Annotated in this window: 15 protein-coding genes; 5 read left to right on the top strand and 10 right to left on the bottom strand. The window is 69.3% G+C overall.

From position 1 onward, the window contains the following. The first annotated feature begins 24 nt into the window (after positions 1-24). The 5 genes from BL254_RS20905 (at position 25) to BL254_RS20885 (ending at position 4106) form a co-directional block, all read left to right on the top strand. Positions 25-1197 (top strand): LLM class flavin-dependent oxidoreductase, encoded by a 1173-nt coding sequence (locus BL254_RS20905; RefSeq protein ID WP_076844702.1) that lies wholly within the window; start codon positions 25-27, stop codon positions 1195-1197. A gap of 243 nt (positions 1198-1440) precedes the next feature. Beyond that, positions 1441-1959 (top strand): OsmC family protein, encoded by a 519-nt coding sequence (locus BL254_RS20900; RefSeq protein ID WP_047224249.1) that lies wholly within the window; start codon positions 1441-1443, stop codon positions 1957-1959. Between the two features lie 24 nt (positions 1960-1983). After that, positions 1984-2259: a hypothetical protein gene (locus BL254_RS20895; protein ID WP_047224250.1), complete on the top strand. Its 276-nt coding sequence runs from the start codon at positions 1984-1986 to the stop codon at positions 2257-2259. 77 nt (positions 2260-2336) lie between these two features. Beyond that, on the top strand, positions 2337-2663 hold the full coding sequence (locus BL254_RS20890; protein WP_200902490.1) for a DNA-binding protein: 327 nt from the start codon (positions 2337-2339) through the stop codon (positions 2661-2663). A gap of 207 nt (positions 2664-2870) precedes the next feature. Then, entirely contained in the window at positions 2871-4106 is a 1236-nt protein-coding gene (locus BL254_RS20885) for a cytochrome P450 (RefSeq protein WP_047224252.1), read from the top strand. 112 nt (positions 4107-4218) lie between these two features. On the opposite strand, the gene BL254_RS20880 is transcribed toward BL254_RS20885, so the two are convergent. From BL254_RS20880 to BL254_RS20830, 10 genes are all read right to left on the bottom strand, one after another. Beyond that, positions 4219-6945 carry an RNA helicase gene (locus BL254_RS20880; RefSeq protein WP_217699339.1) on the bottom strand — a complete coding sequence of 909 codons (2727 nt, stop codon included), beginning with the start codon at positions 6943-6945 and terminating at the stop codon, positions 4219-4221. A gap of 281 nt (positions 6946-7226) precedes the next feature. Next, positions 7227-8222 carry a twin-arginine translocase subunit TatC gene (gene tatC / locus BL254_RS20875; protein WP_076844698.1) on the bottom strand — a complete coding sequence of 332 codons (996 nt, stop codon included), beginning with the start codon at positions 8220-8222 and terminating at the stop codon, positions 7227-7229. A gap of 51 nt (positions 8223-8273) precedes the next feature. Continuing rightward, positions 8274-8588, bottom strand: coding sequence for a Sec-independent protein translocase subunit TatA (gene tatA, locus BL254_RS20870; protein ID WP_076844695.1), 315 nt, complete (start codon positions 8586-8588; stop codon positions 8274-8276). A 496-nt stretch (positions 8589-9084) separates the two neighbouring features. Further along, a complete protein-coding gene (locus BL254_RS20860; RefSeq protein WP_047224255.1) occupies positions 9085-9303 on the bottom strand; it encodes a hypothetical protein in 219 nt (72 codons plus the stop codon). Positions 9304-9484: 181 nt separating this feature from the next. After that, entirely contained in the window at positions 9485-10558 is a 1074-nt protein-coding gene (locus BL254_RS20855; protein WP_200902491.1) for a tyrosine-type recombinase/integrase, read from the bottom strand. A 90-nt stretch (positions 10559-10648) separates the two neighbouring features. Beyond that, a complete protein-coding gene (locus tag BL254_RS20850) occupies positions 10649-11833 on the bottom strand; it encodes a protein kinase family protein (RefSeq protein WP_217699337.1) in 1185 nt (394 codons plus the stop codon). Positions 11834-11935: 102 nt separating this feature from the next. Then, positions 11936-12523 carry a recombinase family protein gene (locus tag BL254_RS20845; RefSeq protein ID WP_076844691.1) on the bottom strand — a complete coding sequence of 196 codons (588 nt, stop codon included), beginning with the start codon at positions 12521-12523 and terminating at the stop codon, positions 11936-11938. Between the two features lie 176 nt (positions 12524-12699). Continuing rightward, positions 12700-13080 (bottom strand): hypothetical protein, encoded by a 381-nt coding sequence (locus BL254_RS20840; protein ID WP_175648437.1) that lies wholly within the window; start codon positions 13078-13080, stop codon positions 12700-12702. Beyond that, entirely contained in the window at positions 13077-13334 is a 258-nt protein-coding gene (locus tag BL254_RS20835) for a hypothetical protein (protein ID WP_047224258.1), read from the bottom strand. The genes BL254_RS20840 and BL254_RS20835 overlap by 4 nt, the downstream gene beginning before the upstream one ends. 225 nt (positions 13335-13559) lie before the next feature. Then, positions 13560-13807 (bottom strand): transposase (locus BL254_RS20830; protein WP_139342426.1); only part of this gene is annotated, 248 nt, incomplete at its 5' end.

The following is a 13807-nucleotide window of genomic DNA, read 5'->3' as shown; positions in this document are numbered from 1 at the left end:
ACGACCTGGGAGCTCCCGACCATCATGCCTATTGAGATCATCGGCCCGCTGCTTACCAACCAGGCAACGGAGATACACCCGGGCGGCCCGCCGATCGACCGCGCCTTCCTGCGCCGCCTCGTCCGCGCCACCGAGAAGGCCGACTACGATCGCGTCCTCGTCACACTGACCTCGGTGATACCCGACCCGCTCTACGTGACCACCTACGCGGCCGCCCACACCGAACGGCTCGGCTTCCTGATCGCCCATCGGCCCGGCTTCACCCAGCCGACCGTTACCGCGCGGCAGTTCGCGACGCTCGACGAGATCACCGGCGGGCGTATCGCGCTGCACACCATCTCCGGCGGTATCGAGGCCGAACAGCGCCGCGACGGGGACTTCCTCGACAAGCCCAGCCGCTACGACCGCAGCGGCGAGTACCTGCGGGTCCTCAAACAAGCGTGGACCGCCGAGCGGCCCTTCGACCATGACGGCCGCTTCTACCGCATACGCGGCGGCGAGCCGGCGCCGACGTACCAGCGGCCACGCATCCCGATCTTCTTCACCGGCTCCTCACCGGACGCGTACCGGGTCGGTGGCGCCGAGACCGACGTCTACGCGTTCTTCGGCCAGCCGCTTGACCAGATCGCCGAGGAGATCCAAAACGTGCGGGCGGCTGCCGACGCCGCCGGCCGCAGCCAGAGCCCGCGCATCAGCGTGTCGTTCCGTGTGATCATCGGTGCGACCGAGAAGCTCGCGTGGGAGCAGGCGGAGCGGATCCTGCTCACCGTCAGGCAACGGCTGGCGCGCTTCGGAGGGCCCAAGGAGCTCGACGGACAGCCGAAGGAGGCGCCCCCGGTCAGCTTCCAACGCCAACTGGAGGCGRCTCGGCGCGGCGAGCGCCACGGCAAGGTGCTGTGGACAGCGCTGGCCGCCGCGACCGGCTACGGTGGCAACAAGATCACACTGGTCGGCACGCCGGACACGATCGTCGAGGCGCTGCTGGAGTACATCGACATCGGAGTCAGCACGCTGCTGCTCACCGGCTTCGACGTCTACGACGACACCGTCGCGATCGGCCGTGAACTCATCCCGCTGCTGCGCCAGGAGGTCGCCCGACGCGACCGGCAACGGATCGCGGACGGCGAGCCGCCGCTGGGCGCGGCACCCGTGGGCGCCGCCGGCTGGCGGGCCGCGCCGGCTCCGGCAACCGCCTGACGACAGCCGAGAGATCACCAGCCTTCGTCGATGAGCGACACGCCGGCCGTGCGGCCGGCCGGGTCCCGTCATCGCCGTGGCCGTCGGAGCGTGCTCCGCCCATCAGGCGGAACTGACACACTGGCGGTCTCAGGCCGCGCCACCTGGCACGGACACCACCTGGCACGGCACGGAAGGGCGGGTGGTCCGGGCCGCGCCCGCCAGGTGGCGGCGGAGGTCTTTCCCCTCTTGTCGGGAGGTCGGGTGGATCCGCACGGGCAGCACCGCTACCAGGCCCGCTGCCGCTGGGAGGGCTCGACGGCCGCCGGCTACGAGGGGTACGACCGGGGGCATCACGGCGAATGCCCGCCCGCGCCCGCGGGCGTCCCGCTCAGCGCGGACCCCGCCTTCCGCGGCTCACCCGAGCATCCCAACCCCGAACAGCTCCTGCTGCTCGCGGCGGCGTCCTGCCAGCTGCTGTCCTTCCTGGCGGTGGCGGCCCGGGCGCGGGTGGACGTCCGTGACTACTCCGACGACGCGGAGGCGGTCATGCCGCACGGGCGGCGGACGGGYCTGAGCCGCATCCTGCTGCGGCCACGGATCGTGGTTGCCGGGGACGTCCCGCTCGAGCGGCTGCACCGCCTGGTGGAGCTGGCCCACCAGGAGTGCTACATCGCGAACAGCCTGCGCTGCGAGGTCGACATACAGCCCACCTTCGTCCGGATGCCGGTGTATGCGCCCGGCCCGGTGAACCGATCGGACGTGACGACGCCGCTGTCGTAACAGCAGAAATGTTACAGTACCCATATGAGTATCCATGAATACCCGCTGGGTGAAGGCCCTTCTACTCGGTTGAGCCTGTCCCTTCCTCAGGGGACCGCTGACGCCGTACGTGAGCTGATCGGTAAACGCGAGTTCTCCGGCTTCGTCGCAAAGATGATCGAGGACCGTATTCGCCGCGAACTCCTCGCCGAGGACATCCGTGTCTACCAGGAAGAGCACGGCGCGTTCACGGACGACGAGCGGGCCTGGGCGCATGAAGCRCTCACCGGCACGGTTGCGCAGGAGCACGACGCTGCGTGAAAGTCTCAGCTACACAGGGGACCCTTGTTCTTGACTGCGCGGGACTGTCCGGCTTCGTCGAGGGGCGGCGAAGGGTCATGGTCGTCCTGGACGAGGCACAGCGCATGGAATGGAGGGTCAGGACCTGCGCCGCAACCATCATCGAAGCGACACACCCCAAGACAGACGCGGCGCGCATGACCTGGATCCTCTCTCGCGTCCAGGTGGAATCCCTCACCAGGGATGCCGCACGAGCCGCGTCGGCACTGCTGCGGGCCGCGAATCTACATGGGCACAAGTACGCCATCGACGCCATGGTCGCAGAAATGGCGCTGCGTCAGCGAGGGCCAGTAGCCATGATCACATCCGATCTGGATGACATGGCCCGACTATGCGGCCCCGGCGTCCGCCTGATTCCGCTCTGACGGTTGAKAAATAGTTTTCACCGTTATTTTCGTCGCGCTCATCGTCGACGGGCGCAGGCGGCTCCGGTCTCATACTGTCGATGCTGTGACGTGCGCGCGTGCGTCGAACACGGCCGAATCACGCGACCGAGGGACTGAACGGTCGTGACAGCAGCCGTTTTCGCCCTCGATTTCACGGGTGGAAGCATCCAGCAGAAGGAATCCAGTATGAGTGAAGTCACGCAGGCGGTTCCCGCGGCCGAGCTTTTCACCCCGGAGTTCCGTCTCGACCCGTATCCGACGTACGCCCGGCTGCGGGAGAACGCGCCGGTCTGCCGGGTGCGGACGCCCAGGTTCGAGACCTGGATGGTCACCCGGTACGCCGACGCGAGGGCAGTGCTCTCCGATCCGCGGCTGAGCAAGGACATCGACCGGGCCGGGGATCTCTACCTGCAGGTCTTCGGGGAGAAGTCGGTCGCGTTGAACCGGAACATGCTCAACGCGGACCCGCCGGAACACAGCCGGCTGCGCCGCCTGGTCTCCCAGGCGTTCACCCCGCGCCGTATCGATGCGCTGGCCCCGCGCGTCCAACAGGTCGTGGACGACCTGCTGGACCCGATCGTGCCCGCCGGCCGGGCCGAGCTGATCAGCGAGTTCGCCCTGCCGCTGCCGATGAACGTCATCTGTGAGCTGCTCGGCGTCCCGGTCGAGGACCGTGAGCAGTTCTTCAGCGGCACGCAGGTCATCCGCACCCAGGGCACGGCCGGGCGCAGCAACGAGGAGGACCGGGCCGCCATCCAGGAGGCGCAGCAGAATCTGTACGCCTATCTGACCAAGCTGGTCGGGAACAAGCGCGACCGGCCCGGCGACGACCTGATCAGCGCGTTGATCGCGGCCCGTGACGGCGGCGGGAAACTCTCCGAGGAGGAGCTGGTTTCGACCGCCTTCCTGCTGTTGTTCGCCGGCCACCAGACAACGGCCGACTTCATCGGGAACGCGGTCACCGCGCTGCTGACGAACCCGGACCAGCTCGACCTGGTGACGAGGAACCCGGACCTCCTGCCGGGCGCGATCGAGGAGCTTCTCCGGTTCAACGGATCGGTCCCGGTGGCGAGCTTCCGGCTGGCGACGGAGGATGTCGAGTACAGCGGGGTGCGTATTCCGAAGGGCTCGATCGTCACCGTCGTCCTCAACGCGGCGAACCATGACCCGGCGCATTTCACCGACCCCGACGGTCTGCACGTCGACCGGACGGACAATCCGCACATGGCCTTCGGGTACGGCGTCCACTACTGTCTGGGTGTGTCGCTGGCCCGGATGGAGGCGCGGACCGCCCTCGGCACACTGTTGCGCAGGTTGCCCAACCTGGCGCTCGAGGTGGCGCCGGAGAACCTTCGGTGGCTGCCCGCGGCGTCGTCCTTCCGCGGTCTCCTCGAGCTCCCGGTCCGCTTCGGTGACACATGAAATGAAACATGAAAAATGACATGTGAAATGACACGTGAAAACGGCGTCTGAAAGCGGCGTGTGCGGCTGGTTCCTGAAAGCGACGACGGGGATTCCGCCCCGCCGCGGGAAGTTATATCGACATGGCGTAGGCGACGACGCCGCGGCGGACGGCGTCGAGCCCCGCTCGGGCGGTACCCCGCACGGTCGAACCCTCCGGGGCGACCTGGACGATCTGGTCGAGCAGGTCGATGAGCTGACGCATCCAGCGGACGAAGTCACCGGCGGTGAGGTCCAGACCGGAGTCGGTCAGGACCTTCTCCAGTGACTGTCCGGACGCCCAGCCGAACGCCACCCAGGCGAACCCGGGCTCGGGCGGGCGCAGGAAGTCCAGCCCGTGGGCGGCCTCGACGTCGCGCAGCCGGCCTGCGATGCGGGCCGTGGCCGTAAGCGCGTCCCGCAGCCCGGGGTCGCCGGGTGTCTTCGTCGCCGCCGTCTCCTCGCCGCGGGGCTCGTAGACGAGCGTGGAGACCGCCGCGGCGAGCGCGGCCGGTGACAGCCCCTCCCACACGCCGTCGCGCAGGCATTCGGCGACGAGCAGGTCCTGCTCGGTGTAGACGCGGCTGAGCAGGGCGCCGACGTCGGTGACGGTGTCACCTCGCAGGTAGTCCAACGTTTCCAGGGCCGCGCACACCCGGTCGAAGATCTTCGCGACGGTGTTCGTGCGGTTCTCGATGCGTCGCTGCAGGGTGTCGGTCTCCCGGCGCAGCTTCGCGTGGCGGTCCATGACGCGCAGGTGCGCGTCCCGGTCCGGGCAGCCGTGCACGGGATGGGCGCGCAGCACGCGGCGCAGCCGGGCGAGTTCGGCGTCGTCCGCGGCGGCGGCCCGGGCGCGGGCCCGCCGCCCCTGCTCGGGCGGGACGTCGATCTGACGCAGCGACGATGCCAGGTCACGGCGCGACTGCGGTGAGCGCGGGTTGAACGTCCGCGGCACCCGCACGCGGCCCAGCGCCTCGACGGCCACCGGGAAGTCGACCGTGGACAGCCGGCGGACCTGCCTGTCCACCGTCAGGACGACCGGGCGCGGACCGTCGTCGCCGTAGCCGTTCACCCCGGGGTCGAGCACGACTGCCAGGCCGCTGCGCCGGCCGGCCGGGACGCGCACGACATCCCCGACCCGTAGCCGGGACAGCGCCTCGAGCGCTTCGGCGCGGCGACGGTTGGCGCCCTCCCGGGACAGCTCCGCCTCGCGGGCGCGGATCTCCTCGCGCAGGCGCGCGTACTCGCTGACCGGGCCCTGCTCGCAGGTCAGCTCGGCGGCCAGCTCGGCGAGCGCGCCGTTGTTGCGGCGGACCTGCCGGGCCAGGCCGACGACCGCGCGGTCGRCCTGGAACTGTGCGAAGGACGACTCAAGAACACTCCGGGCCTCGGTCCGCCCGAGTCGCCCGACGAGATTGACCGCCATGTTGTACGACGGCCGGAACGACGATCGGAGCGGATAGGTGCGGGCCGACGCCAGCCCCGCCAGGGCCACCGGGTCGAGACCGGGCTGCCACAGCACGACCGCGTGCCCCTCGATGTCGATGCCGCGCCGCCCGGCCCGCCCGGTGAACTGGGTGTACTCACCCGGGGTGATGTCGGCGCGGGTCTCGCCGTTGAACTTGTTCAGCCGCTCCAGGACGACCGTGCGCGCCGGCATGTTGATGCCGAGTGCCAGGGTCTCGGTGGCGAACACGGCACGCACGAGGCCGCGGACGAACAGCTCCTCGACCACTTCCTTGAACGTGGGCAGCATCCCGGCGTGGTGCGCGGCGATGCCGCACTCAAGACCGTCCAGCCACTCCCAGTAGCCGAGTACGCGCAGGTCGTCCGCGGGGATGCTCGCGGTACGGGCGCGTACGTGCTCGCGGATGGTCTGCCGCTCCTCCGTCGTGGTCAGCCGCAGGCCGGCGCGCACGCAGGCGAGCACCGCGGCCTCACAGCCCGCCCGGCTGAACACGAAGGTGATCGCCGGGAGCAGCCCGGCGCGGTCGAGATGGCGGACGACCTCGGGCCGGCTGGGCACCCAGGGCCGCTCGCGCGGTGCGGCGACGGCCCCGCCCCGGCCACGCGGCCGCGGTGGGCGGCGGCTGTCCTGCCGGGACAGGCGGATCAGATCCGGGTTGATCCGGGGACGCGCGGCGGCGGGCGTCTCGGGGGTCGCCGCGTCCCGCTGGGTGTGCGGGGCGCCGTCGGGGGCGAGCGGGCCGGCGACGAACAGGTCGTGCAGCTGCCGGTCGGCCAGCACGTGCTGCCACAGCGGCACCGGGCGGTGCTCGGAGACGACGACCCGGGTGTGGCCGCGGACGGTGATCAGCCATTCCGCGAACTCCTCCGCGTTGCTCACCGTCGCCGACAGCGACACCAGCTGGACATACGCCGGCAGGTGAATGATCACCTCTTCCCAGACGGCTCCGCGCTGCCGGTCGGCGAGGTAGTGCACCTCGTCCATGACGACGAAGGCGAGCAGGTCGAGCCGTTCCCGCCCGGCGGGCTGCGCGTAGAGCATGTTGCGCAGGACCTCGGTGGTCATGACGATCACCGGCGCGTCCGGGTTGCGGGTGGTGTCGCCGGTGAGCAGGCCGACCGCGTCAGCGCCGTGGCGGGCGACGAGATCGGTGTACTTCTGGTTCGACAGCGCCTTGATCGGGGTCGTGTAGAAGCAGCGCTGCCCGCGGGCGAGCGCGAGATGGGCGGCGAACTCGCCGACGACCGTCTTACCGGCCCCGGTGGGCGCCGCGACCAGGACGCCCTCACCGGCGTCGAGCGCGGTGCACGCCTCGATCTGGAAGGGGTCGAGACCGAAGGGATAACCGCCCATGAAGTCGGTCAGAGCCGTGGGTATGGCCGCGGGAAAAGCCCCGGGCCCGGACGGCGGGCCCGCCGGCGCGGTGGACACTTCGTCAGCCTACGCCCACGCCGCCGGGCCGTTGCCGGGCGGATGTTCACCGAGCCTGGTCGGCTTTGACATGGCCGGCGGACCGAGCTGGACGCCCGCTCGGATGGACTGAATGATCATGTCGGGTGATGCCGTCAGGTGCCGTCAGGCGATGCCGGACGGCATTAAGTTACGCTAAGTGATATCAGAGATGCCAGGCGATGTCAGGTGATGTCGATGTGGGTGGCGTTCGGCGAGGAGCCCGGAGCGCCGGTCGCGCCGACGGCGGTACCCACCGGGTCGGCGGACGCCGTGGGCCTTGCTGGTTCTCCCGCCACCGGATGCGGCAGGTCGAGGTCCAGCGGTGACGCCTCGTCGTCGTCGAGGCCGGCGTAGGGCGAGGTGTCGCCGTGGCGGGCCTTGCGCCTGTCGTTRGCCCATCCGATCACGAGGGCGACCTCGTACAGCACGACCATCGGCAGGCCGAGGGCGATCATGGTGAACGGGTCCTGGCTCGGTGTCACGATCGCGGCGAAGACGAAGACGAGGAAGATCTCGGCGYGCCGCCACGAGCGCAGTTTGGCGGTACTGACCACGCCCGCCAGGTTGAGCATCGCCACCAGCAGCGGGATCTCGAAGGACAGCCCGAACACGAGCAGCATGGCGATGACGTAGCTGAGGTACTTGTTGACGTCGAGGACGCTGACGAGCCCGTCCCCGCTGAATCCGAGCAGGAGCTCCAGCCCCGTGCTCAGGGTCAGGTAGGCGAAGAAGGCGCCGAGGGTGAACAGGACCAGCGAACAGCCGACGAACGTCAGTGACCAGCGGCGTTCGTGCCGGTGCAGGCCCGGCGTGATGAACGACCAGAGCTGGTAGAGCCAGACGGGCGAGGAGAAGACCGCCCCTGCGATCATCGAGATCTTCAGCCGGATCATGAAGGCGTCGAGGATGCCGAAGAATGCCAGCTGACACTGCCCGTCGACACCGGAGCGGACGTCCGCGGGCAGGGAGCAGTAGGGCTCCTTGAGGAAGTTGAAGATGTGCGGCTCGAAGTAGAAACAGACCGCCGCGGCGACGGCGAGCGCGACGAGTGCTTTCACCAGCCGGTCACGCAGCTCCCGCAGGTGCTCGGTGAGCGACATCCGGCTGTCCTCGACCGTCCTGGTACGGCGGAACTGCATCGCCTGCGCTATCCGCCGTGGCGTGGGAAACGCGGGCACGGACCGGCTACTCCTGCTCGTGGGAAAGGCGGTTGATGGTCTTCGACCCGGTCAGCCCCGGGTGCTGTCGCCCGCGACGCCGTTGACGCCGCTCGACGCCGGCTGCGAGGCGACGGACGGCTGGCCGGCCTCGATGGGCCGCRGTGCCGGCTGCGCCTGGGGCTGCTGGGGCTGCGGCTGCGGCACGGCGGCCGAGGGAGCGGCGGCCTGGGCCTGCTCGTCCTGGCTGAGCCCCTTGGTCTCCGCCTTGAAGATCCGCAGTGAGCGCCCGAGCGAACGCGCGGCGTCGGGCAGCTTCCTGGAACCGAACAGCAGGATGACGACGAACGCAATAATCAGAAGCTCGGGGGTACCGAGGTTGGGCATGGCATGCGTCCTTTGCTCCGGTGCCCGGCCCGTCGACCGGGGCGTGTTTGATGCTACGTCGGCCAGCCTTGCCCCGTCAGACGGCGGTCACATGTACACCRCATGACAGGCGGGCGACGCCTCAGGCCACGACGTGGCACCCGATGCCGCCGGCGGAGCCGCCCTCACCTGCTGGAACGCCGTACGACGCCACGGTACCGGCCGCGGTCTGGCGCGCATCAACCTGGTGCGACCGTCGGGCCACCCGGCCGGTGTGGAACACGGCGTTGAACCGGGCGACGCGCCATTCCCGGACGTTGCCAACACCATTCTAGAGACCGCTGCCAGCGGGCCGTGAGCRCTTCCGCCGAGGCGGTGCCGATGTGCCCGTCACCGGTTACTCGTCACCGGTACTCGTCATGGTGGCCGACAGCGCCGAGAAGAACTCCGGCGGAGACGCCGAACCCTCGCCAGCAGGGCTGGAGTACCGCCCGTAACGTCGGGATTCCGGTGGGTGTCAGGCCGGGATCCGTTCGTTCAGCCGCGCGGTCACCTCGACGGCGTCCAGCCGGGCCGCGAGCGCGGCGGTCTCCTCGGTGAGTGTGGACAGCCGGCCGCGCAGCTCGGCGGCCTCCTGGTTGACCTGCCCGACCTTCCCCCACAGCCGCCACGCCAACGTGGCGAGCAGAACGAACGTCAGCAGAACCAGACCAAGATCGATGAGCAACCAGCGCATACGATCAACCTACCCGCCCACCGCCCCCGGCACCGGTGAGCTCCGCCCGGACCAGCCGCCGCGCCCGGCCGAGGCGCCGCCGGGCCCATCGTCCAGATGATTTGTGACGGGGTTGACGGGCGCACGTCGGGGGCGACCGGAATACGGCCGGAAGCCGCCATGGCGATCATGCGGCGGAGTGTTACTCATCGGTGATGAGGTGGTCGAGGGCGCGGATCTTGTCGTCTTCGGTGGGTTGGGTGTAGATCCGGACGGTTTCGAGGCGGGTGTGGCCGAGGAGTTCGGCGACGGTGACGAGGTCGGTGCCGCCGCGGACGAGGCTGGTGGCGAAGGTGTGGCGTAGGACGTGGGCGGTGGTCTTCTCATCGAGGCCGGCGGCTGCGGCGATGGTGGTGATGATGGTGTGGGCGCCGGCGGTGGACAGCCGGCCGCCCTGCTGGTTGAGGAACAGTGCGGGGCCCTCGGCGCCGGGCCAGTCCGCGCGTTCGCTGAGCCAGCCGGTGAACGCGGCGCGCAGCGGCGGGTGGATGGGGACCTGGCGGACCTGGTCGCCTTTGCCGTGGATACGCACGCTGCCTCTGCGGGCGGACAGGGCGACGTCGTCGATGTCGAGGCCGACGGTTTCGGCGATGCGGGTGCCGGCATAGAACGGGGTGAGGGCGAGGGCGGCGTCGCGGGGCGAGGGCCAGCGCTCGACTTCGCGTAGGAACCGCACCGCGGCCTTGCGGGTCAGCGCGCGGGGTGCGGTGCGGGGTAGAGGGGCGCGGGCCGCGGTGGCGGGACCGAGTCCGGTGCGGGTGTAGAAGTCGTCGACGGCGGCGAGGGCGTTGTTCACCGTGCGCGGGGCGCGCTTGGTGACGTTCTGCAGGTGGGCGCGGTAGTCGCGGACGGCCCAGTCGCGGGCGGCCTTCTCCGTCAGCGGGTCGCCATCAAGCGTGGTGTCGGCGAGCCAGGCCAGGTACTGGCGGACCTTGGAGGCGTAGGTGCGCCGGGTCTGCGCGGAGACCGGCGCACGGGCCAGCGCCGTCGTGTAGGCGGTGAGGACCACGGTGTAGGACTCGGAGAGCGCGACCGCGCGGCGGCCGGGCCGGCTCGACTCCGGAACCGTCTCCCTGTTCTCTAAAGCCGATCCGGTGGGCTCCGCGCCGCTCGGGTGCGCGTTCTCTAGGGGTCGCCGTAGTTTCCGCCGAAAATCGGGCGGATATCGATGTGACCGGCCCTGGTAGATGGCAGGGTGGGTCAGGAGGTCAGCCACGACCAGACTGGCTATGGAGGCATCGCCGGTGGTCTCAGGTCATCCCCCATCGACGGGGGCTGGACAGCGTCTCGGTGGCCTGATGGCTGATCAGGCAGGAGAGCCAGTCGCCGGTACCACCAGTCGCTCGACGTCGGTGATGAGTTCGGCGACTCGCTGGTAACGCTGCGACGTGTCGTTCGCCGCGCACTTCTGGACGATCCTGCCCACCTCATCGTTGGTGGTCTTCAATGCTTCCCTGCCGGTGAAGATGTAGGAGAGCACGAAGCCGAGGGAGTAGACCTCGTTGGGAACGCCATAGTCCTTGAAGCTGCTCAGCGACGGGTCCCGGATCGTGCCGCGCATCTGCGTGCTCGTCCGCGTGAAATCCGAGGCGTGGTCCTTGACCAGGCCGAAGTCGGAGAGCTTCACCAGCACCGCGCCGTCGCCGTACACCTTGAGCATGACGTTCTGGAGGCTGACGTCCCGGTGGAGCAGGTTCTTGTAGTGGATGTAGTTGATGCCGTAGAGGAACTGAAGAGCGATCCTCTTGCGCGCGTCGGGCCGTAGCTCGCCGTTGCGCCTGGCGATGTAAGAGCGGAGCGTCTCGTCGCAGTACTCCATCATGTACTCGTTGCGGTCCTCGTCGTACCGGTAGACCTCGACGATGTACGGGTGCTTCAGCCCCTTCAGGACCTCGAACTCCCACTTGAACCGGTGGAGGTCGCGCTCGTCGAGGTCCTTCTTCGCGCGCTTGACCGCGAACCGGATGCCGTAGTCGGGGTCGGTGAAGGAGTACACGATGGCGTACGACCCTTCGCCGACCATCTTCAGCGGGGGCGTCGCACGGCGGGCCTTGAGCCTGGCAGTCGTCTMCGGCCTGGCGAAGACCGGCTCGAACTTGATGAGTCGGATCTGTTCGAAGTCCTCGGGCACGGCGCTGCCGCCGCTCGGGGAGAGCCACGGGGTGCAGCGGTCGATGGCCGTGCGGTAGCCGTCGGCGAAAACCACCTCGAAGCCGGCGGTCTTCAAGCAGCCGAGCGCGTCGTCTAGCTCTTCGATCAGCGCCAGCATTTGCCGGCTCGACTCGGCCCAGTAGTGCCTTGTGCTCTTCGCCCTGTCGTTGATCGAGCTGAAGTGCTCGTTCAGCCGCTGGTGAAGGCTGGCGAAGACATGACCGAACCGGGCATCGTCGGCGTAGAGCCTAGTGAAAGCCTCCGGGGCAGGCGTCCCGGCGTAGCGACCTGTCAGGTCGGCAAGCATCAGTTCCAYAGGGTCGGCCACCGCCGCCGTCACTCCCGCCAACTCACCTGATTAATAGCGCAGCCGGACCTCGGTTCATCCGGTTGCGGTGCCCCCCGCTTACAGCGACCGGGCGGTCCTGGTCTGGGGTACTTCTCACTTCGCCGGTGTCTTCGGCGTCAGGGTCCGGTAGATCGTGGGCCGGGTGACCCCGAACTCATCGGCGATCTGCTGCACTGTGTAGCGGCGCTTTCCGTCGTCGCCTTTCTCCGCGTACATCGACCGGGCCAGGTCCACCTGGCGGGGCCGCAGCTTCGGCTTCTGGCCGCCGGTCCGGCCGCGGGCCCGGGCGGCCTCCAGGCCCTCGCGGGTGCCCTCCACGATGAGTTCCCGCTGGAACTCGTCGATTGCGGCGAGCAGGTGGAACACCAGCCGTCCCTGCGGGGTGGTGGTGTCGATCTGCTGCTTGAGCACAACCATCCCGACGCCGCGGGCCGCCAGCTCGGCCGCCAGCTCGATCATGTGCCGCAGCGACCGCATCGCGCGGGACAGGCGGGTGATGATGAGCACGTCGCCCTCGCGGAGGTAGGCGAGGGCCTTGTCCAGCTMAGGGCGCTCGGCGAGCTTCCCGGAGACGCCGCGGTCGATGAACAGCTTGTCGCACCCGTAGGCGGTGAGTTCATCGACCTGGGTGTCGTCGCTCTGGCCGCGCGTACTAACGCGGGCGTAGCCGATCCTTGCCACCCCAAGATCGTAGCGGAAACGGTAAAGCGCTTTACATAGGCGCGTACGCGAGTTCCGTTACGCCGGCCCCCTGGGGAAACGAACCGTCCGGCTCCGTGTCCGCGAACGTTCACTTCCCGTGCGCCAGAACCCGGACAAAACCCACCTCAAAAGATCTTGAAAAAGTAGGCGACCGCTCACTGGCTTAGGTCGAGGATGCGCACCGGCTGACCGGCCCACCGGTCCGGCGCCGCCGTCGCGACGACCGCCCCGTCAGGACGCTCCGGGGTGGGAGCGGCGRCATAGCGGGTGTGCGCCACCGCCCACCCGGTGTCGCGGGCGACCGCGAGCGCGGCCACCAGGTCCAGCTCGAGCACGGTGACCGCGGGCAGGGCGGCGATGTGCTCGGCGGTCCCGGGCCGGGTCCGGTCCGCCTCCACCAGGGCGCACGCCGGCGCGTAGAGGAACCAGTCCGGTTCGGTGTGGGCCCGGTGGATCAACCGGGACGCCAGCCGGTTGCCGTAGCCGGCGGCGACCATCGCCGCGTCGTCGAAGACGACGTGCAGCGCGTCCGTCACCGCGCCGCCGCCCGGCCCAGCCGCCGGTCCAACTCGGCATCCAGCCGCGCGGCCTCCTCCTCGGTCGGGTCATAGCCGTTCCACGCCTGCAACGCCACCCGCGCCCGCTCGGCCCGGGCCGCCCGCTCGGCCGGGGTCAGCACCGTGGCGGCCAGCCGGGCCAGATAGGCACGCAGGGACAGCCCCTCGGCCGCCGCCACCGCGGCCAGCCGATCCCGGGCATCCACGGGAATCCGCACGTTGGCATCGGCCACCGGGCTCCTCCTTCACGCTTCACGACTTCCCCCAGGGTACGGGTACGTAGACGTACCCGTACACCATCGTGCGTCCCACGCAGACGATCGTGAACCATCGACACATCAACACATCGACGCTTTGAGACATCTACGCCGCCGACGCCGGCATCACCGACCCGGGGGTCGAGGAAGATCCGCGCGGATTGGGGAGTGTCTCGTGATCAGTGTTTCCGGCGGATTTGATCAGTAGGTCTCAGCGGACGGCCAGCGGTCACTAAACGTGATTGCCATCGCGTCGATCACGGGTTTCCACCGGACAGCCCACCGGGCGCGGCCGGTCCCGGTCGGATCCAGGCTGCGGGTCACAAGATACAGGCATTTCAACGCGGCCTGGTCGCTCGGGAAATGCCCGCGGGCGCGGACCGCCCGGCGGTAGCGGGCGTTGAGCGACTCGATCGCGTTCGTCGAGCACAACACCCGCCGTATTTCCG

Origin of the sequence: Protofrankia sp. BMG5.30 (genome assembly GCF_001983005.1) — a bacterium.
Taxonomy (GTDB): Bacteria; Actinomycetota; Actinomycetes; order Frankiales; family Frankiaceae; genus Protofrankia; species Protofrankia coriariae.
Note: the sequence above shows the minus strand (reverse complement) of the source record. Positions and strands in the feature narration are given on the sequence as shown.

Excerpts from the sequence above, each read along its gene's own strand:
- BL254_RS20890 (WP_200902490.1), top strand. The coding sequence starts at position 2,337 with ATGGTCGTCCTGGACGAGGCACAGCGCATGGAATGGAGGGTCAGGACC.
- BL254_RS20885 (WP_047224252.1), top strand. The coding sequence starts at position 2,871 with ATGAGTGAAGTCACGCAGGCGGTTCCCGCGGCCGAGCTTTTCACCCCG.
- BL254_RS20860 (WP_047224255.1), bottom strand. The coding sequence starts at position 9,303 with ATGCGCTGGTTGCTCATCGATCTTGGTCTGGTTCTGCTGACGTTCGTT.